The organism is Rhodococcus sp. P4_B6, from assembly GCF_056402215.1.
In genome coordinates this window covers 14,970-36,527 of record NZ_JBFUHV010000060.1, presented here as the reverse complement: position 1 = coordinate 36,527, position 21,558 = coordinate 14,970, and the positions used below count along the sequence as shown (strand labels likewise).

The 21,558-nt window shown below is 65.9% G+C and carries 21 protein-coding genes; 14 read left to right on the top strand and 7 right to left on the bottom strand.

Translation table 11 applies throughout. The annotated features are described in order from the left end of the window. Positions 1-157: 157 nt before the first annotated feature. Together AC1DWT_RS25810 and AC1DWT_RS25805 are read right to left on the bottom strand one after the other, a co-directional pair. A complete protein-coding gene (locus AC1DWT_RS25810; protein WP_477922762.1) occupies positions 158-604 on the bottom strand; it encodes a cupin domain-containing protein in 447 nt (148 codons plus the stop codon). Positions 605-709: 105 nt separating this feature from the next. Next, complete coding sequence (locus tag AC1DWT_RS25805) at positions 710-1,207, bottom strand: MaoC/PaaZ C-terminal domain-containing protein (RefSeq protein WP_477922760.1); 498 nt, start codon at positions 1,205-1,207, stop codon at positions 710-712. A 282-nt stretch (positions 1,208-1,489) separates the two neighbouring features. On the opposite strand from AC1DWT_RS25805, the gene AC1DWT_RS25800 reads away from it, so the two are divergent. The 12 genes from AC1DWT_RS25800 to AC1DWT_RS25745 all read left to right on the top strand — a co-directional run bounded on the left by AC1DWT_RS25800 (position 1,490) and on the right by AC1DWT_RS25745 (position 13,007). Then, positions 1,490-2,380: an HpcH/HpaI aldolase/citrate lyase family protein gene (locus AC1DWT_RS25800; RefSeq protein WP_477922758.1), complete on the top strand. Its 891-nt coding sequence runs from the start codon at positions 1,490-1,492 to the stop codon at positions 2,378-2,380. A gap of 27 nt (positions 2,381-2,407) precedes the next feature. Beyond that, entirely contained in the window at positions 2,408-2,875 is a 468-nt protein-coding gene (locus tag AC1DWT_RS25795) for a MaoC family dehydratase (protein ID WP_005250675.1), read from the top strand. Then, on the top strand, positions 2,872-3,708 hold the full coding sequence (locus tag AC1DWT_RS25790; RefSeq protein ID WP_477922755.1) for a fumarylacetoacetate hydrolase family protein: 837 nt from the start codon (positions 2,872-2,874) through the stop codon (positions 3,706-3,708). The genes AC1DWT_RS25795 and AC1DWT_RS25790 overlap by 4 nt, the downstream gene beginning before the upstream one ends. A gap of 391 nt (positions 3,709-4,099) precedes the next feature. Next, entirely contained in the window at positions 4,100-5,224 is a 1,125-nt protein-coding gene (locus AC1DWT_RS25785) for a substrate-binding domain-containing protein (RefSeq protein ID WP_477922753.1), read from the top strand. Positions 5,225-5,287: 63 nt separating this feature from the next. Beyond that, on the top strand, positions 5,288-7,828 hold the full coding sequence (locus AC1DWT_RS25780) for an ATP-binding cassette domain-containing protein (protein ID WP_477922786.1): 2,541 nt from the start codon (positions 5,288-5,290) through the stop codon (positions 7,826-7,828). A 13-nt stretch (positions 7,829-7,841) separates the two neighbouring features. After that, positions 7,842-8,858: an ABC transporter permease gene (locus tag AC1DWT_RS25775; RefSeq protein ID WP_477922784.1), complete on the top strand. Its 1,017-nt coding sequence runs from the start codon at positions 7,842-7,844 to the stop codon at positions 8,856-8,858. Next, positions 8,855-9,706: a mycofactocin-coupled SDR family oxidoreductase gene (locus tag AC1DWT_RS25770; protein WP_477922752.1), complete on the top strand. Its 852-nt coding sequence runs from the start codon at positions 8,855-8,857 to the stop codon at positions 9,704-9,706. Before AC1DWT_RS25775 ends, AC1DWT_RS25770 begins: the two co-directional genes overlap by 4 nt. 44 nt (positions 9,707-9,750) lie before the next feature. Continuing rightward, positions 9,751-10,104: an EthD family reductase gene (locus AC1DWT_RS25765; RefSeq protein ID WP_095865991.1), complete on the top strand. Its 354-nt coding sequence runs from the start codon at positions 9,751-9,753 to the stop codon at positions 10,102-10,104. 47 nt (positions 10,105-10,151) lie between these two features. Beyond that, on the top strand, positions 10,152-11,012 hold the full coding sequence (locus AC1DWT_RS25760; RefSeq protein WP_477922750.1) for an LLM class F420-dependent oxidoreductase: 861 nt from the start codon (positions 10,152-10,154) through the stop codon (positions 11,010-11,012). Between the two features lie 42 nt (positions 11,013-11,054). Continuing rightward, positions 11,055-11,567: a nuclear transport factor 2 family protein gene (locus AC1DWT_RS25755; protein ID WP_477922748.1), complete on the top strand. Its 513-nt coding sequence runs from the start codon at positions 11,055-11,057 to the stop codon at positions 11,565-11,567. Positions 11,568-11,789: 222 nt separating this feature from the next. Then, positions 11,790-12,128, top strand: coding sequence for a hypothetical protein (locus AC1DWT_RS25750; protein ID WP_477922746.1), 339 nt, complete (start codon positions 11,790-11,792; stop codon positions 12,126-12,128). A gap of 96 nt (positions 12,129-12,224) precedes the next feature. Beyond that, complete coding sequence (locus AC1DWT_RS25745; protein WP_477922744.1) at positions 12,225-13,007, top strand: SDR family NAD(P)-dependent oxidoreductase; 783 nt, start codon at positions 12,225-12,227, stop codon at positions 13,005-13,007. Positions 13,008-13,271: 264 nt separating this feature from the next. On the opposite strand, the gene AC1DWT_RS25740 is transcribed toward AC1DWT_RS25745, so the two are convergent. From AC1DWT_RS25740 to AC1DWT_RS25720, 5 genes are all read right to left on the bottom strand, one after another. After that, positions 13,272-14,555 (bottom strand): MFS transporter, encoded by a 1,284-nt coding sequence (locus tag AC1DWT_RS25740; RefSeq protein WP_477922742.1) that lies wholly within the window; start codon positions 14,553-14,555, stop codon positions 13,272-13,274. A 334-nt stretch (positions 14,556-14,889) separates the two neighbouring features. After that, positions 14,890-16,353 (bottom strand): aldehyde dehydrogenase family protein, encoded by a 1,464-nt coding sequence (locus AC1DWT_RS25735; RefSeq protein WP_095865994.1) that lies wholly within the window; start codon positions 16,351-16,353, stop codon positions 14,890-14,892. Positions 16,354-16,538: 185 nt separating this feature from the next. Next, positions 16,539-17,642 carry an NADH:flavin oxidoreductase/NADH oxidase gene (locus AC1DWT_RS25730; RefSeq protein WP_477922740.1) on the bottom strand — a complete coding sequence of 368 codons (1,104 nt, stop codon included), beginning with the start codon at positions 17,640-17,642 and terminating at the stop codon, positions 16,539-16,541. A 28-nt stretch (positions 17,643-17,670) separates the two neighbouring features. Beyond that, positions 17,671-18,072, bottom strand: coding sequence for a cupin domain-containing protein (locus AC1DWT_RS25725; protein WP_477922738.1), 402 nt, complete (start codon positions 18,070-18,072; stop codon positions 17,671-17,673). A gap of 39 nt (positions 18,073-18,111) precedes the next feature. Beyond that, positions 18,112-19,284, bottom strand: coding sequence for an acyl-CoA dehydrogenase family protein (locus AC1DWT_RS25720; protein WP_387487306.1), 1,173 nt, complete (start codon positions 19,282-19,284; stop codon positions 18,112-18,114). A 295-nt stretch (positions 19,285-19,579) separates the two neighbouring features. On the opposite strand from AC1DWT_RS25720, the gene AC1DWT_RS25715 reads away from it, so the two are divergent. Together AC1DWT_RS25715 and AC1DWT_RS25710 are read left to right on the top strand one after the other, a co-directional pair. After that, positions 19,580-19,924 carry a DUF485 domain-containing protein gene (locus AC1DWT_RS25715; protein ID WP_095865996.1) on the top strand — a complete coding sequence of 115 codons (345 nt, stop codon included), beginning with the start codon at positions 19,580-19,582 and terminating at the stop codon, positions 19,922-19,924. After that, positions 19,917-21,503, top strand: a complete 1,587-nt coding sequence (locus AC1DWT_RS25710) for a solute symporter family protein (RefSeq protein WP_095865997.1) — start codon at positions 19,917-19,919, stop codon at positions 21,501-21,503. Before AC1DWT_RS25715 ends, AC1DWT_RS25710 begins: the two co-directional genes overlap by 8 nt. The last annotated feature ends 55 nt before the right edge of the window (positions 21,504-21,558 follow it).

The window sequence follows — 21,558 nt, the reverse complement described above, 5'->3', positions numbered from 1 at the left end:
CCCGATTCGCCCCGTCTCGGTACACCGAACCGCCGATATGCGTTCCGCCGTCCGACACACCGAAGTCCTCCGGCCGTGACTCGGCCGGAGGACTTTCGTGGATTGCAATATTGAGCCGCAGGAGAGGAACTCCTGCGATGAAGCGGGGGCGGGAAAGTCAGTGCGCCTCGGCGTGGGTTCCGACACGGACGTATCCGGCCAGAGTGCTGTCGTCTACCTCAGGCAGATTGACGACGATGTTCTCGGGCGTGCGGGTGGTGAGCCAGATGAGTTCCTCGGTGGTGCTCATGTTGGCTTCGACATGCGGCATGAAGGGCGGGACGAAGACGAAGTCCCCTTCCGACATGTCGATGTACTCGCTGAAGTTCTCGCCGAAGTAGATTCGCGCCTTGCCGGTGAGAACGTACCCGCCGGTCTCGGCCTCACCATGATGGTGCGGCAGGGACCGATATCCCGGCTCGTTGAAGACCTTCCCGAACCAAATCTTCGTCGCCGGCGTGTGCTGGACGCTGACCCCGGACACACGCACCGCGCCACCCGATTGGCCCGTGTTCTGCGCTTCCTCTCCCTTACGAGTGACTACCGGCTTGTCATGTTCGGCCATGCTCAATTCCTTTCAAGAACAAACGTTCGCTTTCGCTGCAGCGTACGAGTGCGCCCGTGATCACACAACAGTGCGCGAGGATCGCAATCCGCCACCCGCATGTCGTCAGCGAAGCTCCTCGGGACGTCGGCGGATCATGAAGCTGCTCCGGAAGGTCATCACGGCTTCGCCTCGCTGATTGAGCGCGCTGTAGGCGAAAGACCAGATGCCCTGGTCGGGCTTCTTGGTGGGGCGGGTGGCAATGAGCTCGGCTTCGGGATGCAGGGTGTCGCCGATGAGCACCGGACGCACAGCGCGCACCTCGTCGAGGCCGAGCCAGGCGACGACATTGTTGAAGTACCCGGTCTGCGTCGTCAGTCCCAGGGCGAGCGACAGCGTGAACGGCCCGTGTGCGATCCGCTGTCCGAACTGGGTGCCGGCGGCATACTCCTCGTCGAGGTGCAGCGAGACGATGTCGCAGGTCAGCCCGGCCCAGTGCACCAGGTGCGCGTCGGTGACAGTCATGCCGGGCCCGCGGAGCACGTCCCCGAGGTCGAGGTCCTCCCACCAGCGATCAGGCTGCCCGATCACTCGGGCGGCAGTGCTGACGTCGTTGATTGTCATCGAAACTCCTCATAGCGCCGGCGCCGCCGGCCGTGTTAACGTACGAGCGATTGTTCGTTTAACAGTACGGGCCGCCAACCCGCTGGTCAATCATTTGGTCAAAGCCTGCACCACGATGTCTGGATGTGACGAGATGCCGCACACCACATGGTCCCGCGCCTCCTTCGCGGTGGGCGCGGATTCCTCTGGATGGCCGGTCCGGCGATCGGCGGTATCACCCGGGACCGTGTGGGGAATCAGTGACGTCCCCGCACCGGCGGTGCCCTATCGAGTGAGGAAGTAATGCGACCCCTACGTTCCCTCCAGTTCGTGCCAGCTCATCGTGAGGGCTGGGCGCAGAAGGCAGTGCGTGCCGGCGCCGACGCCGTGATCCTCGACCTCGAGGATTCGGTTCCCGAGCCGAGCAAAGCCGATGCCCGCGCGCTGGCAGCCGAGACGATCGACACCCTGCGACGCGAGCACCCCGAGGTGACGGTGCTGGTGCGCCCGAACCCACTCGACACGGACCATTTCGGCCGAGACCTCGCGGCGGTGGTACGCGCGGGACTCGACGGGTTGCTGTTGCCGAAGGTGTACGGAGCCCGTGAGGTCCTCGACTTCGCGGCGTTGCTCGAGCACTTCGAGATCGAGGCCGCCCTGATCCGTGGCAGCGTCGAGGTGATTCCCACCCTCGAGACCGCGAAGTCGCTGGTGAACTGCGAGGCGATCGCCGCCGCGCATCCGCGGGTCGCCTCGCTGATGGTGGCCGCCGCCCGCGATGCCGACGTCTCGCGCGAGGTCGGTTTCGAGTGGACCGCTGAGGGCCTCGAGACCCTGCACTACCGCAGCAAGGCAGTGCTCGCCTGCCGTGCCGCCGGATTGGCCCACCCCATCGTGGGGCTGTGGCAGGAGATCTCCGATCTGGACGGCTTGCGCCGATTCGCCGAGGGCAACCGTCGGCTCGGCTTTACCGGCCAGGTCCTCATCCACCCCTCGCACATCGAGACGGTCAACGACGTCTACGCCCCGGACCCGAAGGTCGTCGACCGCTTCCGGCGCATGATCGAGGCTTTCGAACAGGCCCAGGCGAAGGGCCAGGCCGCCGCCCTCTTCGAGGGCGAACACGTTGATATCGCGCACGTCAAGACCGCCCGCGGCGTGGTCGCCCTCGCCGAATCCATCAGTTCGCATTAACCGCAACAACCTCGTAAGGAACCGACAATGAGTGGACTGTACTTCGAAGAACTCGAGCCCGAGCTCGTCATCAAGCACGCGGTGACCCGAACTGTCACCGAGACCGATAATCTGCTGTTCACGACGCTCACCTTGAACGTCCAGCCCCTGCATCTCGACGCCGAGTTCGCCAAGAACAGCATGTACGGCGAGCGTATCGTCAATAGTGTCTTCACCCTCGGCGTCGTGGTCGGCATCCCGGTGCAGGAAACCACCCTCGGAACCACCCTGGGCAATCTCGGATTCGAGGAGATCGCCTTCCCGGCACCGGTGCTGATCGGTGACACTCTTCGGGTCGAGACCCAGATCCTGTCTCGACGTGAGTCGAAGTCGCGCCCGGACACCGGCATCGTCCGGTTCGAGCACCGCGGCTTCAACCAGAAGGACAAGTTGGTTTGCCGCGTGCAGCGGTCCGGCCTGATGCTCAAAAAGCCCGCCGAGGTCGCTGTCTCATGAGGCTGGCCACGCTGCGCCTGAACGGATCGACCGCCGCCGCACGGATCGACGGCGAAACCGCGGTGCTGATCGAGCCCTATCCCAGCCTCTCGGATCTGCTGCGCGACCCGCACTGGCAGCGCATCGCCACCGAGGCAGCCGGGCAGGTCGTCGACCTCGGTGCCGTGGAGTACGCGCCCGTGGTTCCGCACCCGACGAAGATCGTGTGCGTGGGCCTGAACTATGCGAACCACATCGAGGAGATGGGACGCGAACTCCCCCGCTACCCGACCTTGTTCGCCAAGTTCCCCGAAGCACTCATCGGCGCCTACGACGACATCCACGTCCCGGCCTACGCCGATCAACAGGTCGACTGGGAAGGGGAGCTCGCCGTAGTCATCGGCAAGACGGCGAGAACGGTACTGGCCGACGACGCCGGCGAGTACATTGCCGGCTTCGCGGTCGCGAACGATGTCACCATGCGCGACTACCAATATCGAACGCAGCAGTGGCTGCAGGGCAAGACCTTCGAAGGAACCTGCCCGCTCGGTCCGACACTGGTGACCCCAGACGAGTTTTCACTCGGCGCCCCACTGACCACCCACGTCGACGGCGCCACCGTCCAGTCCGACTCGACCGGCGACCTGGTGTTCACCCCCGCCCGATTGATCGAGTACATCTCCCACATCGTCACCCTGCAGGCCGGGGACGTGATCTTGACCGGAACTCCCGGCGGGGTCGGCCACCCGACCGGAACACATCTGTCCGACGGTCAGGCGCTCACCACGGAGATCACCGGCCTGGGCACACTGCACAACACTGTGCGCGTTGCCGCTCCAGTCACGATCGGCTGACAGCCACTCTGCACTCCACAATCGAATACGACACGGCCACTCGCCCTCCCAGTCCCCCACGGACCGGGAGGGCTAGTGGCCGTGCTCCCCGCGTGCTTCGATCCCTGCTGCACAGATCGCGCACGTTGGTTTCGGGTGTTCGCACGCGACAGCGAACCCCACAGCCGCACCGCGCACGAGCTGTTACTCACCGACGCAACAGAGTTGGTGAGTCGACGATGGAGTGGGCCGGGCGCGGCACAGTCCCATTGACGTGCGACGGCTACGAAGTAGCCGATTTCCCCTGGTAGCGGCATGCCGTGGATCACCCGTTGACGAATGATGTGCTCTACGCCACAATACAAACAAACGAGCAAACGTTCGTCTGTGTCTGGCAGAAGAAGGAAAATCCATGAACGCTCTGTCTTGTCGTCGCGCGGCCCTTGCCGGAGTTGCTTTCACCGCAGTCCTGAGTGTCGCGGCGTGCACGGCCAGTGCACCGGCCGAATCGAGCGGCAACTCCCAGGGTTCGACGAGCGACGGCGGCCAGGCCCTGCCGGTCGAACAGCTTTGCGGCGATCGTCCGCTGAAGATCGCGCATGTCGCCGGTTTCGGCGCCAACTCCTGGCGCAAGATCACGCAGGCCGAGCTCACCGACGAGCTCTCCGCGTGCCCGAACGTAACCCTGGAGTACACCCAGGCCGACAACGACCTCCAGAAGTACATCACCGCGATCAACTCGTACACCGCACAGGGCTTCGATGCGATCGTCACCTACGACGACTTCGGCAGCCAGGCGCTCAGCGCCCTGAAGAACGCGCACGACTCCGGTGTCGTCGTCGTGCCCTACATCGCCGATCCCGGCGGTGAGGTCGGTGTCGACTACGACGGCTACGTCCAGTACAACTTCGACGTCGAGGGTGACACGATGGCAAAGTGGCTGGGCGGCCAGGTCCAGCCGGGCAGCAAGATGCTCTTCAGTGGCGGCCTGCCGGGTGGTAGCCCCTCGACAGTCGCCCTGTGGGACGGCATCAACGAGACCTCCAAGGAACTCGGCGATCCATTCACCTCGCTGACCAACGAACCGCAACCGTCGAGCTGGGACGCGGCATACGAGCAGCGCGCGATGGCCGGAGCGCTGACCAAGTATCCCGAGATCGACGTTCTGGCATCGGATTACGGTGTCGCGTCGAAGGGCGGACTGCGCGCCTTCATCAACGCCGGCCGGCCCATCCCGCCGCTGGCGACGTCGGCGACCGACAACGAACTCGGCTGCATGTGGTTGCAGCACCACCAGGCCAACCCGGATTTCCAGTTGCTGACCCTCGACGGCACCACGACCGTCGTGCGCATCGCCGCCCGCAAGGCATTGGCCGCGCTCAACGGACAGCCCGATAACGAGCCGGAGAACTTCGAACTGCCGACATTCGTCGACACCCTGGGCGGCAAGCTCCCGACCTGCCGCGAGGACCTGCCGCCGGACGCCGACCTGTCCTCGGCGCTCTCGCCCGAGCAGCTCTCGGCCGTCTTCAAGTAACGGCTGGACACGAGGGACGAGGAGTGGTGAACAATGACTCAGCAAGAGATCGTCGAGGATGTGATGTACGTGAGTGACGTACAGGTTCAGGAAGATCCGGTCCACCAGATCGCCGATCAGGACATCGTCCTGCGGCTGGACTCGGTGGACAAGAAGTATCCGGGCGTCCACGCAATCAAGGGTGTCTCGCTCACCGTCCGGCGCGGCGAGATCCATGCGCTGGTCGGCCAGAACGGGGCCGGCAAGTCCACCCTCGTCGGCATTGCGGCCGGTTCGATCACCGCAGATTCAGGAACGGTGGAGATCGGTGGCGTCGCCGCCACCGACCCTTCCCCTGCCTGGTGCCGGGAGCAGGGACTCGCCATCGTCTACCAGGAGCCGGCGCTTCTTCCGGATCTGACGGTGGCCGAGAACATGCGCCTGAGCATGCCCGAGGACCGCCGCCCGTCGGTCGGCGAACAGGTCGGCTGGGCGGAAGGCATCCTCTCGCGGTGGAGCAGCGTGGCCTCGATCGATCCGCGCACTCCGGTGCGCGAGTTGCAGCCCGACGCGCGGTTCGTCGTCGAAATTGCGAAGGCCCTGGCGGAAGAGCCCAAGGTCATCGTTCTCGACGAACCCACCGAGCATCTGCTGCCGCCCGCGGTCGCCGAGCTGTTCCGCCTGGTGTCGGAGTTGATCGACGCCGGTGGCGCAGTCGTGTACATCTCGCACCGGCTCAACGAGGTCAAGCAGATCGCCCACACCGTGTCGGTGCTGCGCGACGGCGCGCTGGTCGGGACGTTCGACGGCGCCGAGGTAACCGAGCAGGACGTGGTCAACCTCGTCGTCGGCCGCGAACTCACCCGCGCGCACACCCGGGCCGAGACTCGTACGACCGCGCTCGGTGACACCTTGCTCGAGGTGACCGGATTCTCCGGCGACGGGTTCGATGACCTGGACCTGACGGTCCGGGCCGGCGAGATCGTCGGGTTCGCCGGTGTCGAGGGGCAGGGACAGCGCGAGGTCCTGCGTGCGCTCGGCGGCCTGGTCGCCGGGCGCGGCACCATCGAACTCGGCGGTCGGGCGGTCAAGACGTCCAGTCCGACCGCGGCACTGGCCGGGGGCATCGCCTACCTTCCGCACGACCGGCACCACGAGGGCATTCTGCCGGGTCTGAGCCTGCGGGAGAACGCCTCGCTGTCGTCGCTGGGGCGCTTGTCTCACCTCGGCGTGCTCTCGCGCCTGCGCGAGCGCAAGGCCACGTCCGAAACGTTCGCGTCGATGCGGGTCAAGGCGCCCTCCGCCGAGGTCGATATCGCCACCCTCTCCGGCGGAAACCAGCAGAAGGTCGTGCTCAGCCGAGTTCTGATGACCGAGTCGAAGCTGATTCTGGCCGACGAGCCCACCCAGGGTGTCGACATCGGTGCCCGCGAGGAGATCTACACCATCCTGCGGGAGGCGGCTGCCCGCGGCGCGGCGATCATCGTGCTCTCCTCCTCTGCTGCTGAACTCGAGCAGCTCTGCGATCGGGTCATCGTCTTCTCCCGTGGCAAGGCCGCGAAGGAACTCGTCGGAGACGACCTGTCCGAGCACGGCATCGCCCAGGCCGCACTCAGTGCCACCGGCAGTCGCAGTCGCGTCGGCACCGCGCTGCGGAAAGTCACCCTCGGTCGGAAGCTGGCCCGCAACGACCTCACTCCCGCCGCTATTCTCGCGATCGCGACCATCCTGCTCGCGGGTGTGGCGATCAGCCAGAGCGAGTTCTACTTCACCTCACGCAATTTCGGGCTGATCTTGCCGCTGCTGGCCACCTTGGCGTTCTTCGCGATGGCCCAGCAGGTGGTGATGATGGTCGGGGGTATCGACCTGTCGGTCGGGCCGCTGGCAGGCCTGCTGGTAGTGGTCGGCTCGTTCGTCCTGTCGGCGTACAAGACGCCGATCGGGATGATCATCGGGCTGATCGTGCTCGCACTCGTGGCCGCGGTCGTCGGTCTGGTCAACTGGACCTTGGCGGTGGTCGTCAAGATCAACCCCCTGATCGCCACCCTGGTGACCTATACCGCGATCCAGGGCATCGCATACCTGCTGCGCCCGTTGCCCGCGGGCAAGATCGACCCGATCTTCCTGTCGTACGCGTCCACCAAGCTCGGATTCATCCCGATCATGATCGTCTTGGCGATCGTCGTCGCGGTGCTGCTCGAGTTCGCGATGTACCGGACCCTGTTCGGTATCCGCCTGCGCGCCACCGGATCCGCGCATGCAACCGCAGATCGGATCGGTGTGCGCACCAAGCGGATCACACTGATCGCGTACGTGGGTTGCTCGGTGCTCGTCGTTCCGGCGGCCGTGCTGCTGATGGCGCAGGCCGGTACCGGAAATGCCAGCATCGGCGACAGCTACACGCTCGCGAGCATCGGTGCCGCGGTACTCGGTGGCGCCTCGATCTTCGGTGGGCGTGGCTCGTTCATCGGTGCCTGCCTCGGCGCGGTGCTGGTGATCCAGATCAACACTGTGGTGCAGTTCATCGGCTTGCCGCTGTACTGGCAGCAGTGGCTGCTCGGCGGTCTGACCATCGCCGCGGCCGCCTTCTACTCCAAGTCCCGAACCCTCGCAGAGCGGAGCTGACGCCGTGAGCGCAATGCACGCACCACAAGCACTCCCGGACACCGAACCGAAGGACTCCGGTTCGCGCCGCTGGACGCCGACCTGGAACGGCACCAGCTCGGTCATCGCGATCACCGTGGCCCTGTTCGGTTTCAGCTGGCTCATCGCACCCGGCAGCGTCTCCGGCAGCGCGATCGACTCGCTGCTCCCCTTCGCCGGGATCCTGGCGATCGCCGCGATCGGGCAGACCATGGTCGTCATGCTCAAGGGCATCGACCTGTCCCTGCCCGGCATGATGACGATGGCCGCCCTGGTCAGCAGCCAGTACGCCCAGGACCACGGCAGCATCCTCACCGCGTTGCTCATCGTCGCCGCCATCGCCGTCGTCGTCGGCCTGGTCAACGGCATCGTCGTCTCGGCCTTCTCGGTGACCCCGCTGGTGGCCACCCTGGCAGTCAACGCCGTCCTGATGGGCGCCGCCCTGGCCTACTCCGGAGGAACCCCGACTCGCGCCCCTCAGAGCGTGTCCGACTTCGCACTGGAAAAGACGATCGGTGTCTCCAATACGGTGTGGCTCGCGATCGCGCTGATGATCGTGACCGTCTTCGCGACCGGCCGCACCGCCTGGGGACGCCGGGTGATCGCCGTCGGGTCGAACGAGCGCACCGCCCACGCCGCGGGCGTGCGCACCGCGCGGATCAAGATCAGCGGATACGTCGCCGCCGCGCTGTGCTACAGCGGTGCCGGGGTATTGCTGGCCGGGTACGTGAGCACACCGAACACCAACGCCGGCACCAGCTACCTTTTGCCGGCCATCGCGGCGGTCGTCGTCGGCGGCACCGCCCTCACCGGTGGCCGCGGCAACATCATCGGCACGGCCGTCGGGGCCCTGTTCCTGAGTCAGCTCACCCAGCTGGTGCTCTCCCTCGGCGCACCGTCCTCCACTCAGTTCCTCGTCCAGGCCGTGGTCATCGCCGTCGCGGTGGGAGCACAGCAATTGGACCTGCGCCACATTCTCCACCGTCTGATTCCCGGAAAGGAACATTCATGACGAACATTGGTCAGCGACTGAACGGCAAGGTGGCGTTCGTGACCGGCGCCGCCCGCGGCCAAGGCCGGTCGCACGCCCTCACCCTCGCGGGCGAAGGCGCGGACCTCATCCTGCTCGACTCGGTACGCCCGATCGACCAGGTCAGCTACGCAATGCCCGAGCATGCGGACCTGAAGGAGACCGCGCGCCTGGTCGAGGAGCGTGGCCGCCGGGCGGTGGTGATCGAAGCCGACGTCCGCGACGAGTCGATGATCGACGCGGTCGCCGACGCCGCCGCGGAGCTGGGGCGTCTCGACATCGTCGTCGCCAACGCCGGCGTGCTGGGAGCAGCCAAACCCTCCTGGGAGCTCACTCGCGCCGAATGGGACACCCTGATCGACATCAACCTCACCGGTGTCTGGCAGACGATGAAGGCGGCGTTGCCGCACATCATCGCCGGGGGTCATGGCGGTTCGATCATCGCGATCAGTTCCATCGCCGGTATCCGCGGAGTCCCGCACGTGGCGCACTACAGCGCCGCCAAGCACGCCCTGGTCGGACTGGTCGGCTCGGTCGCGAACGAGGTGGCGCCGCACAACATCCGCGTCAACACGGTGCATCCGACCAACGTTCGCACCGACATGATCGACAACCCGACGGCGGCGAAGATCTTCCGGCCGGACCTCGAGAACCCGACCCTTGACGACGGTGTCGAGGTTCTCGGGCGGATCAACCTGCTTCCGGTGCCGTGGGTGGACTCCGCCGACATCTCCGAGGCCGTCCTGTGGTTGGCCAGTGACGAGTCGCGGTATGTGACCGGCACCGCGCTTCCCGTCGATGCGGGGATGCTCGCAAAGTACCCCGGCTGACACCCCACTTCCCTCCAAAAACCCCAACAGAGAAGGAAAATCAAATGACAGTCAATGGTGGACCGGTCCGCACGATCGCACTGATCGGACGCAAGCCGGGTATGTCGTTCGCCCAGTTCGACGAGTACTGGCGGGAGAAGCACGCCCCGCTCGCCGCGCAGGTGCCCGGTGTGATCCGCTACGTGCAGCGGCACGTCGTTCCGCAGGAAGGTGCCACCGAACCCGACAACGGATTCGGGATCGACGGTCTGGCCGTTCTCGACTACGAGAGCGCCGAGGCGATGGAAGCCGGTTGGGCGTCCGAGGCCGGTCAGGCGGCCCTGGCGGATGTCGAGAACTTCATCGGCAAGCACTACGTCGTGGTCCTCGAGGACCACGTCGTCGTCGGCGACGCCTGAATCCGTCGGCGTCCCTTACACGCAGACACTTCAGTTAGGAGCCCGTCATGGATGTGGGCGTAGTTTACTTCTTCACCGATCAGGGTCCGGACCCCATTGAGTTCGGGCAGGCCGCGGAAGGGTACGGATTCGAGTCCCTGTTCGTGCCCGAACACACGCATTTCCCGGTGTCCCGGAAAACCGACTACCCGATCCCCTATGGCGGGCCCGAGCTGCCCGGGTTCTACCTGCGCACCTATGACCAGATCGTCACGATGTCGATGATCGCCGCACACACGCAGACGATCATGCTCGGGACCGGCATCTGCCTGCTCGCCCAGCATGATCCGATCGCCAAAGCCAAGCAGATCGCCACCCTCGACCACCTTTCCGGTGGGCGCGTCATCTGCGGCGTCGGAATGGGGTGGAACGTCGAGGAGGCCGAGGCACACGGCGTCGTGTGGAAGCAGCGTTATTCGACCGTACGCGACAAGCTCAAGGTCATGCAGGCCCTGTGGACCCAGGAGGAGGCGTGTTACGACGGGCAGCGGGCGTCCCTCGCCCCCTCCTGGGCGTGGCCCAAACCCGCGCAACCGAATGGTCCACGCACCTACCTCGGCGGCGCCGGTCCGACCACGATGCGGCACGCCGCCGAGTGGGCCGACGCCTGGTATGTCGTGCCCTCAGCGGAGGATCCGACTCTGTCGAAGACAGTGCCCGAGTTCCGTAGGGTCGTCGAGGAGTCCGGTCGTGATCCCGAATCGGTTGGAATCGCGGTGGCCTCGGCGCCGCCGGATCCTGCAGCACTCGAGAGCTATCGAGAATTGGGGATCGAACGGGCAGTGCTGTGGGTCGATCCGGCAGCCGACCCGGGCGAGGGCATGCGCAACCTCGAGACGGTCTCCAAGGTCCTCGCACAGATCTCCTGACAAACCTTCCAGAACTCAACCCTCACAGGAGGACTCGAAACCATGAACACCACTACCGCGGATGTGAGCGTCGCCGAGCTCGCCGAGCGACTGATACGACTCGAAGACGTCCGCGCAATCGAACAGCTCAAGTACCGCTACGCCGGCTTTTGCGACAACGGCTACGACCCGGAGGGCATCGCCGGCCTGTTCGTCGAAGACGGCCGGTGGGTCGTGGACGGCGAGGGTGGATCCATGACCGGCCACGAGGAGATCAAGGCGCACTTCCGGGCGTTGTCGGACAAGATCACCTGGGCTCTGCACTACATGATCGCCCCACGTGTGGAGCTCGCCGACGACGGCCAGAGCGCAACCGGATACTTCTACCTGCTGTGCCTGTGCACCATCGAGAACAGCCAGGACGCCACCAAGAAGGACCCGGTCATCCTGACGATCAACTACACCGATCAGTTCGTCAAACGCGACGGAACCTGGTATTTCCAGGAACTGCGCGGACGCACCCACCAGGTGTCCAATTGGGACCAGGGCTGGGTCAAGCAGCCCTTCCGCGACTGAGGCTGCGGCACACATTCGGCCGCTCCGACCCTTCCGCGCGAGGCGGAGTTGTCAACGTGCGGGGCTACGGGTCACCTCCGTCGCCCCGCACAGCTGCGCATCACATCCGCGACGGAAGTGGCACAACACTTTATCCCGCCGGTCCGCTCCTTTCAATTCGACGGCGGGCCTTACGCTTTGCTGTCGGCCGTGATTCACGGATGATCACACAGTGCAGCGCATTTGAAAGTTATCGCCATGCAGCCCCGTAGATTCGGAAGAATAGCGTCGACTGATGTCGACGCTGAGGTCGAGCGCTACAAGCGACTGCGGCGCAAGAAGCGGGACGGCGAACGTAGGAGGGCACGTCCTCTGGCGGAAACCGATGCGCACGCGATGATTCGTGTGGCGCTGGCCTGGCTACCCTACGGCGGCGTTCCGGCCGACGAACTGCTGGTGCACTTCGGTCTGACAGAAGATCAGTTCGTCGCCGCGCTCTGGCAGATCATGGCCGACGGTCACTGTGCTCGAGAGGATGCGCGGGACATTGCCGAGCATTACCCGCGGTCGACGAACAACTGAGGAGCGCCGAGGCCGCACCGATCCGGTGTGTGGAGGCATGGGCGGCCGGTGCGACAAGTGGCTGTGTATTCATCAACGTTGTCAGGGGAGGAAATTGTGATCGAAACTGCCAGTGGAACCGGGACTCGTCTTGCCGATCGGACGGCGGTGATCACCGGCGGCGCGTCGGGGATCGGCCGGGCGAGCGCTCTGCGGTTCGCGTCCGAAGGCGCCGAGGTCGTTGTATGGGACCTCGATCCGGTCGGGATCGAGGTCGTGGTCACCGAGATCGGCCAGGCGGGCGGACGGGCTCACGGGGTGGCGGTCGATATCTCCGACGCGTCGGCGGTGGCAGCGGCGGCCGCCGAGACTGCGGCTGTTGCGGGCGAGGTGACGGTGCTGATGAACAACGCGGGTGTGCTCGACGATTATGCTCCGCTCCTCGACACCGACGAGGCGCTGTGGGACCGCATCATCGGCGTCAATCTCAAGGGCATGTTCTTGGTGACCCGCGCGGTGTTGCCGTCGATGATTGCTGCTGGCGGTGGGTCGATTGTCAACACCGCCTCGGTTGCCGCGTTCATCGCCGGTGGAGGTGGTACTGCGTACACCAGCGCCAAGCATAGTGTCATCGGGTTCACCCGACAGATGTCGTTCGACTACGCCCACCAGAATGTGCGAGTAAACGCGATCGCACCCGGTGCGGTGGAAACCGGGATGTCCAAAGACATCTTGTACAACGAAGATCTGCCGGTCGTCGAGGCGCTGCGCAGTGCACCCGCCGGCCGGCACGCGCAGCCCGAGGAGTTGGCGAACGTCGCGCTGTTCCTGGTCAGCGACGAGGCGAGCTTCGTGCACGGCGCGGTCTACGTCGCGGACGGCGGCTGGACCATCCGCTGACTTCCCTACTTCGACGACGCAGGGGGCTCCGACCGGATCGCGGCCCGAGCCCCCTGTGTCAGCGCTCGTCCCGTCATGCGAGGCATCTCGGGTGTTGTCGAGCACGACCCGCAGAGTGAGCGGGGGTGCTCTCCGGCTCCGGACTCGCGCCGCCGTCGTGTGAACCGCCCGGAACCGGAGAGCGTTCGGGAGCCGACCCACAAGGATGACGCAACGGCTGGTATGCGGTCACACGGGTCGGCGATCAAGGGGTGGAGTATGGGCCTACAGCCGGGAGCGGCGGGCGCACTCCACGCTCAGCAGGCCGAGGACTCCGATGGTGACCATGGCGTAGGTGGCGCTGCCGGTGGCGTCGATGATCAGCCCCAGCATCGGGGCGGCCAGCACGGCGCCGACATTGCTGACGGTCACGATGAGTCCACTTGTCTGGTAATTCGCTTGCGGCTGAGACAGTTCCGCCGCCCACGCCCAGTAGGTGCCACCGTACAACGAGGCTGCCAGGAACATCATGCACAGGTAGATCCCCAGAGTGCTCGCGGGAATCCCGGGCACAGCGACAACCATGACACCGGCTAGACCGGCACCGATCATGTTCGTCTGGAATCGCTCGCCGCGGAAGAGCCGGTCCGACATCAACCCGCCGACGGGGGCGGCGACGAGTTTGAACATGAAGGTGACGCCGATGATCGCGGAGGCTTCGAGCAACGTCATGCCGCGGTCTTGTTCGAGGAACAAAGGCAGGGCGTAGGAAAGCCCGTAGAGAGTAATCGCCGTGCCTGCCCCGTACAGCGAGGACCACCACACACGGGAGCTGCGGAGTGCCTCGGCGAGCGATCCCGGCTTGGGCAGCGCGTCGAAACGGGTCGAGTGCGGGCGCCGGAGTCCGACAGGTTCGGCAACGAGGGCGTCCATCGAGGGCACACCGGGGTGGGCCTTGTGGAAGTCCTTGACGGTGAGCACGAACAACGCACCGCAGGCGACGCTCGGGACCACGGTCAGCCACATCGAGGCGATCTCCCACGACATGCCGCTGTCGGTCAGCAGCGGTCCGGCGAACGAGGTGATGGAGAAGCCGACGCCGAGGAAGCCCATCAACAGGCCGGTCGCGAAACCGCGACGGTTCTTCGGGAACCACAAGGATGCGTGGGTGGCCAGGGACGCATTCATCACGCCGCCGCAGCAGCCCAGGAGCAGACGCAGGACGAGCATGCCGGTGTAGGACTCGCCGACCACCGGGATCAATAGCGCCGAAACGGCGTTGCAGAGCAAGCCGATGACGACGATCTTCTTCACTCCGATACGGGCGGCCCACTTGCCGGCGAAGACCGGAACCACGCAGAACGTGAGCATCGATGCGGTGGTGAGCAACGACAATTGGGTGGCGTTGATTCCCCAGTCGTCCTGGATGACCGTGCCGAACACGGCGACCGTGTTCAGGCCGATGAAGCAGCACATGAAACACAGCAGGCTGACCAGCAGGACCCACCAACTGTAGAGGGGCGCACGTGCGTAGGTCACACGCGCGCCGGTGAGCGTCGATGTTGTCATGACGTGGCTCCTGGTATCTGGATTCTCCGCCGACAAGGCAGGAGGCGTCTTCGGGTGGGTGCGGTGAACCGAAGTGCACACGGCACGCGGAGGATTCGACCGTCAATTGCAGTCGGAACAGTGCAGGCTGTGGCGCAAGATGGGACCACAACTCAAGAAACGAACGTACGTATGTTAGTTCAGCCTCGGTTGCCGTGTCAACGATCACAACGAGAGCTGGTGCCGAACAAACCCCGCAGCGTCCAAGTAGTGAGGTCGAACCGGCTTCGGCCACAGAACACGCACACGCCCGGCTGGTGTACCAGCCGGGCGTGTGCGAGGGCTTCGAAAGGTGTCAGGCGAGCGAGACGGTGACCGCCTTGCTCTGCAGGTAGCCGTCGAGGGCTTCGCCGCCCATCTCCTTACCCCAACCGGACTGCTTGAATCCGCCGAACGGCAGCGCGGCGTCGAAGACGTTGTAGCAGTTGACCCAGACCGCACCGGCGTTGACCGCCTCGGCGAAGCGGTGGGCGCGACCGACGTTGCTCGTCCACACTCCGGCCGCCAGACCGTAGGTGGTGTCGTTCGCGCGGCGCAATACCTCGGCTTCGTCATCGAACGGCATCAGCGAAACCACCGGGCCGAAGATCTCTTCCCGGGCGATGGTCATATCGTCGTCGACCCCGCCGAGCACGGTCGGCTCGAGGTAGTAACCGGGCTCGCGTGTCTGGGCACCACCGGCGATGATCTCGGCTCCGTCACTGAGCGCGCCTTCGACGAAGGTCATGACCTTGGAGCGGTGCTGGTCGGTGATCATCGGGCCGACCAGGACGCCGCGCTCGGCACTGGGCCCGATCTTGATCTCCGGCACCTTGGCGGCGATGCGGGTCTGGACCTCGTCGTAGACGTTGCGCTGCACATACAGCCGCGATCCGGCAGTGCAGGCCTCACCCTGTGCGTAGAGGACGGCACCGAGCACTCCGTCGACGGCGATGTCGAGATCGGCGTCGTCGTAGATGACGTTGGGGGATTTGCCGCCGAGTTCGAGGGTCAGCTTGCTGAGGTTCGATGCGGCCGCGACGACGATCCTCTTGCCGGTCTCGACCGAGCCGGTGAACGCGACCTTGTCGACCTGCGGGTGACCGGCCAGTGGAGCTCCGGCGTCCGCGCCCGTTCCGGTGATCACGTTGACTACTCCGTCGGGCACACCGGCTTCGACTGCCAATTCCGCCAGACGCAGCGGGGCCAGGGAGGCGAGTTCGGCGGGTTTGAGCACCACGGTGCATCCGGCGGCCAGCGCCGGGGCGAGCTTCCAGACCGCGGCGAGTGCGGCGCCGTTCCAGGGGATGATCTGGGCAACGACGCCGACCGGCTGCCGCCGGGTGTAGGAGAAGAAGTCTCCGGGGTTCTGCCGCGACAGCGGGATGGTGCGTCCCTCGAGCTTGGTGGTCCACCCGGCCATGTAGCGCAGCAGGTCGGCCATGTTCGGCAGGTCGATGTCACGGATGAACGCGTAGGGCTTTCCGCAGTCCTGTGTGTCGATGAGGGCGATCTCGTCCGCATTGGCCTCGATGAGGTCCGCGAAGCGGTGCAGGATCCGGGCGCGGGCCTCGGCCGGCATCCGCCGCCACGGGCCGTCGTCGAATGCACGGCGTGCGGCCTGCACCGCCAGTTCGACGTCGCGCGGGCCGCCTGCGGCGATCTCGGCGAGCTTTTCTCCGGTCGACGGGTTGAAGACGTCGACCGTGCCGCCTTCGACCGGATCCACCCACTTACCGTCGATCAGCAGTTGATGACGGCTGGGGCTGGTCTCGGACATCTTTTCTCCTTCAGGTAGAGCTGCTCGGCGAACACACGAACGCTGGCGGCGATGATGCGGCCGTGGGTGCCGCCCGGCGCGCGCGGACGTCTCTGCACCCGGCACGCTTACCACATACGAACGATTGTTTTCTTACGGTACCGGGTGGGCACCCATCCATGTCAACGATCGCGCCCACCAGGAGATCAGGGGATGTTGCCGCGGTAGCGGGCCGACTGGTACGGGATCGGCCAGTCGAGCGTGTCCTCGACGCCGAGCTCCTTAGCCGCCTTGAGCGGCCACATCGGCTCGCGCAGCAGGTTCCGTCCGACGAAAACAGCATCGGCGGCTCCGTCGACGAGGACCTGCTCGGCCTGCGAGGAGTCGGTGATCAGCCCGACGGCCGCGACCGGAATGGATGTTTCGTTGCGAATCCGGCGAGCGAACGGCACCTGGTATCCCGGTCCGACGGTGATCTTCTGCTCCGGGGTCAGGCCGCCGCTGGAGACGTCGACGAGGTCGATCCCGGAACCCTCGAGCGAGCGGATCAGCGCGACGCTGTCGTCGACGTCCCAGCCGTCCTCGGCCCAGTCGGTGGCGGAGATCCGGAGCAACAGCGGCAACTCCTCCGGCCAGACCGCGCGGACCGCGGCGATGATCTCCCGCAGCAAGCGGGCGCGGCGGTCGGGGTCTCCGCCGTAGTCGTCGGTGCGCCGGTTGGTGATCGGGGACAGGAACTGGTGGAGCAGATAACCGTGTGCGGCATGGATCTCGACGACCCGGAATCCCGCGGCCAGGGCACGGGCGGCGGCGTCGGCGAAGTCGGTGACCACCTTTGCGATGTCGGCCACGGTCATCTCACGCGGCACGGCCTGGTCTCCCCAGGCCGTCGCCGACGGACCGACCGTCTCCCAGCCGCCCTCGCTGATCGGGACGGTCCCGTCGCCCTCCCAGGGAACCTGCGCGGAGGCCTTGCGGCCGGCGTGCGCGAGTTGGATGCCGGGGATCGATCCGTGCTCGGTGACGAACCGGTTGATGCGGGAAAACGCGTCGAGCTGCGTGTCGTTCCACAGCCCGGTGCACTTGGAGCTGATCCGCCCTTCCGGGCTGACCCCGGTCGCCTCGGTGAGGACCAGGCCGGCCTTCCCCTTGGCGAACGAGCCGAGGTGCACCAGATGCCAGTCGTCGGGTATGCCGTCGTCGGCGGAGAACTGGCACATCGGCGCCACCCAGAGGCGGTTTCGGAAGGTCACACCGCGCAGGGTCAGCGGCGAGAACAGCCGCGTGCGATGAATAGTGGGTTGAGACAACACGAACTCCTCAGCTCGGGTGGTGCGGCTATTCCAGCGTGGAGCCGGCGTTCGGCCCCTCGAGAAACTTGTTGGGGGTCAGGAAGAAACACAGCACCAGGGCCCCGTTCGGCGCCGAGGCGCGGTGCTGGTTGCCCTGCGGGCGCCACGAGAAGTTACCGACGGTGGTCTCGCCTTCCTCGTCGACGATGCTGCCTTCGAGCACCCAGGTCTGCTCGATCCGGACGTGCTCGTGCAGCGGCAGGACCGATCCGGGCTGCCAGCGGAACAGGGCGGTGAGCAGACCGCTCTCCTCATCCTTGAGCAGCACCTTGATATCGATGCCCTCGTACCCGGAGGGGCGCCAGGGCAGGGCGCCGACGTCGACGTAGCGCGAGGCCAGCGGCGGAAGTGCGTTGAGTTCGTCGGCGAAGGGTGTGATCGCGGGCATGATGGTGTCCTTCTGTGTTGTGGTGTGCGGGTGCGTGAGTCAGAACGACCGCGGCAATCCCAGGTACTTCTCACCGATGTGGTTGCGGAGCATCTCGTTGGTCAGTGGGGCGAAGGTGTAGAGGCGGGCATCGCGGAACAACCGCTCCATCGGGTACTCCTTGCTGAACCCTGAGCCGCCCATCAGTCGCATGCCGGCGTCGGTGACGGCGACCGCGGCATCGGAGGCGGCGACCTTGGCCATGGCGCTGAGAATGTCGGCGCGTTTCCCGGTGGCGGTGGCCTCGGCGGCCTGCAGCATCAGGGCCCGGGCCGACTCGATCGCGATGGCACCGTCGACGAGGCGGTGCTGACCGGCCTGGAAGCTGCCGACCGGACGCCCGAACACCTGACGCTGCCGGCCGTAGTCGACGGCCGCTTCCAGAGCTCCTCGGGCGATCCCGAGTGCGGCGGCGGCGGCATTGAGTCGTTCACCGTTGAGAGTGCCCAGCACCTGACGGAACCCTTTGTCGACGTGCCCGAGCACGGCGGCCGTGTCCACCTCGACGTTGTCGAAGGTGACCTCGCAGGTGTCGAGGCTGTGGATGGCGAAGGTATCGAGCTCTTTCACCGTGATGCCCGGGGTCTCGGTGGGGACCAAGAACATGGTGATGCCGTCGATCGGGGAAGACTCCGGCGCCGAGGTCCGGGCCAGGACGATGAGGTTCCTCGCGTGCTGCGGACCCGAGATCCAGGTCTTGGCACCGTTGAGAATCCACCGGCCGTCGCCGGACTGCTTCGCCCGGGTGCGCATGACACGGGCGACGTCGGTGCCGCCGTCGGGTTCGGTCAATGCGAAGGCCACCCGCTCGCGGCCGTCGAGCAAGGGGGCCAGGACGGTGCTGCGCTGCTGGTCGCTGCCGTACTCGGTGAGCAGTCCGACGCCCATGTACTGCACGACCAGGCACACCGCCATCGAGGTCGGGCCGGCGGCGAGCTCTTCGAGGACGATGATCTGATGTCGGGGGTCGGCGCCGGTGGTGCCGTCGGCCTGGGCGTCGAGTCCGATCAGCCCGGCTTCCCCGAGCGCGCGGTACAGCTCGAGATCGAACGCGTTGGCGTCGTCGAGTTCCCTGACCCGCTGCGCAGGTGCGAACCGTTCGATGATCTCGCGCACCATCTCGCGCAGATCCGCTTGCTCCGTGGTGTCCGGCAGGGTGCCGCTTCCAATCATGGGATTCCTCCGACTCGGGGTGACCGCGCCCTTCGGGGACGCAAAAGGGTGCGGTCGCCGTGCTGTGACCTGGTCACGTATCTCACGATACAAACGAACGCACGTTTTTCCAAGGTGTCAAAAGGCCTTTCCGTGCACCTGGACAAACAAACACCCGTTCGTATAGCGTCTGTGATGCCCATTACAGAGGGCGTGCAGGGCGTTCGGTCCCACACGCGACCCGGCCCCGCCCTCACTCGTCGTGAACTCGCGGTATACGCGCGAAAGACGGCACCAACCACGAGAAAGGGTGACCATGCCTCCCACCGAGACCGCCGTCGACTGGAGTCGACTCTGGTCGGATCCGGCAATGCTCCGCCTGCGAGGTGACCGCCGCAGTTTCTTCACCATCGCCTGGAGTGTTTTCGCGGTGGCGTTCTGCGTGCTTGTCGGCTTCGCGGCCTTCGCACCGGAGATCATCGCCAAGCGTCCCGTGTCGGGGCTGAGCATCGGGCTGATCCTGTCCCTGGCCTACGTCGCGACCGTGATGGGACTCGGCGCCTGGTACGTGCGCCGCGCACGCCACTGGGACACCCTGGCCGCGGCGGTGCTCAGCACTCCCACCGCCGCTCGGGAGCGGGAGGTCACGGAAAATGTCTGACGGATTCAACACCACCGCCGTCGTCGTCACCATCTTGCTGCTGGCCACGACCTTCGTCGCGACCTACTTCGCCTCGCGCCGCACGAAGACGTCCGCGGAGTTCTGGACGGCTGGCGGCGCGATGACCGGACGCAAGAACGGCACCGCCATCGCCGGCGACTTCCTGTCCTCGGCCTCCCTGCTGGGTTATGCCGGGCTGGCCTACCTCTACGGCATGGACGGGATCGTGTACGCGATCTTCGCGTGCGGGATCTTCCTGATGGTGATGTTCCTGATCGCCGAAAAGCTCCGCAACCTGGGGCGTTTCACGTTCGCCGACGCGCTCGCCACTCGGCTGCGGTCCGGGCCGGTCCGCATCGTCTCGGCGATCTCGACACTGTTCATCTGCGTCTTCTACCTGCTCGCCCAGATGGTCGCGGGCGGCGTGCTGATGGAGGCCCTCGCCGGGATCGACTTCTCCTGGGGTGTGGTGATCGCCGCGGTCCTGATGCTGACCTATGTGCTCTTCGGCGGCATGCTCGCCACGACGTGGCTGCAGATCATCAAGGCTGTTGCCCTGATGAGCGTCGTCGCGCTGCTGGTGATCCTCGTTCTCGTCCGGATCGATCCCAACCCGCTCAACATCATCGAGCAGGCGGTCTCGCAGAGTAAGTTCGGCGACCACTACCTGGCGACCGGCAACTCCTTCAAGGGACCCTGGAACATCATCTCCATGGCAGTGGCCGTGACCTTGTCCGCAGTGGGGCTGCCCCACGTGCTGATGCGGTTCTTCACCGTCCCCGACGCCATCGAGGCCCGCAAGTCCGCGATCTGGGCGATCAGCCTGATCGGCGGTTTCAACGTCCTGATCGCATTCCTCGGCATTTCCGCGCGCGCTGCCCTCGGCGCCGGCGGGGAGGCAATCGCCGGCAAGGGCGGCAATCTCGCCCTGCCTGCCTTGACCGTCTGGCTCGGCGGCGGGGACGGCTTCGCGTCCGACCTGCTGCTGGCGCTGGTGGTCGCGGTCTCGATTGCCACGCTGCTGGCGGTGTCGGCCGGCCTGGTGCTCAGCGCGTCGAGCACGATCGCTCATGACCTGTGGGCCAAGACGTTCCACCGGCCCGAACGGGAGGAGATGACGGTCGGCCGGATCGCGGCGGTGGCGTTGGTGATCGTCACCGTCGGTGCCACCCTGGCCATCGGCGGCACCCAGAACGTGACCTTCCTGGCCACGCTGGCCACCTCCACCGCGGCCAGCGCGAACTTCCCCGTGCTGATCATGACGCTGCTCTGGCGGCGGATGCGTACCCTCGGGGCCGTGGTCGGCGCATTGTCGGGTCTACTGACGGCGCTGGCGCTGATTCTGACCGGCCCGCTGGTGTGGCCGAGTCTGGCTCCGCTGCTGTCGGATTCGTTGTCGACAACAGCGCCCTTCCCATTGGCCTTCCCGATCCTGCTGTCGGTGCCCGCCGGATTCCTCGGGTGCGTCGTGGGCAGCTACCTCAGTCGAGAGCCGGCAGATGACGCCGCCTTCGACGAACTTCAAGTGCGAGCCCTGACCGGGGCAGGTCTGGACAAGACGAAGACCCTCGCGCACTGATCCCCACGGCGGCGTTCGACCGGAAGTTGTCATCTCCGGCCGAACGCCGCCGTGC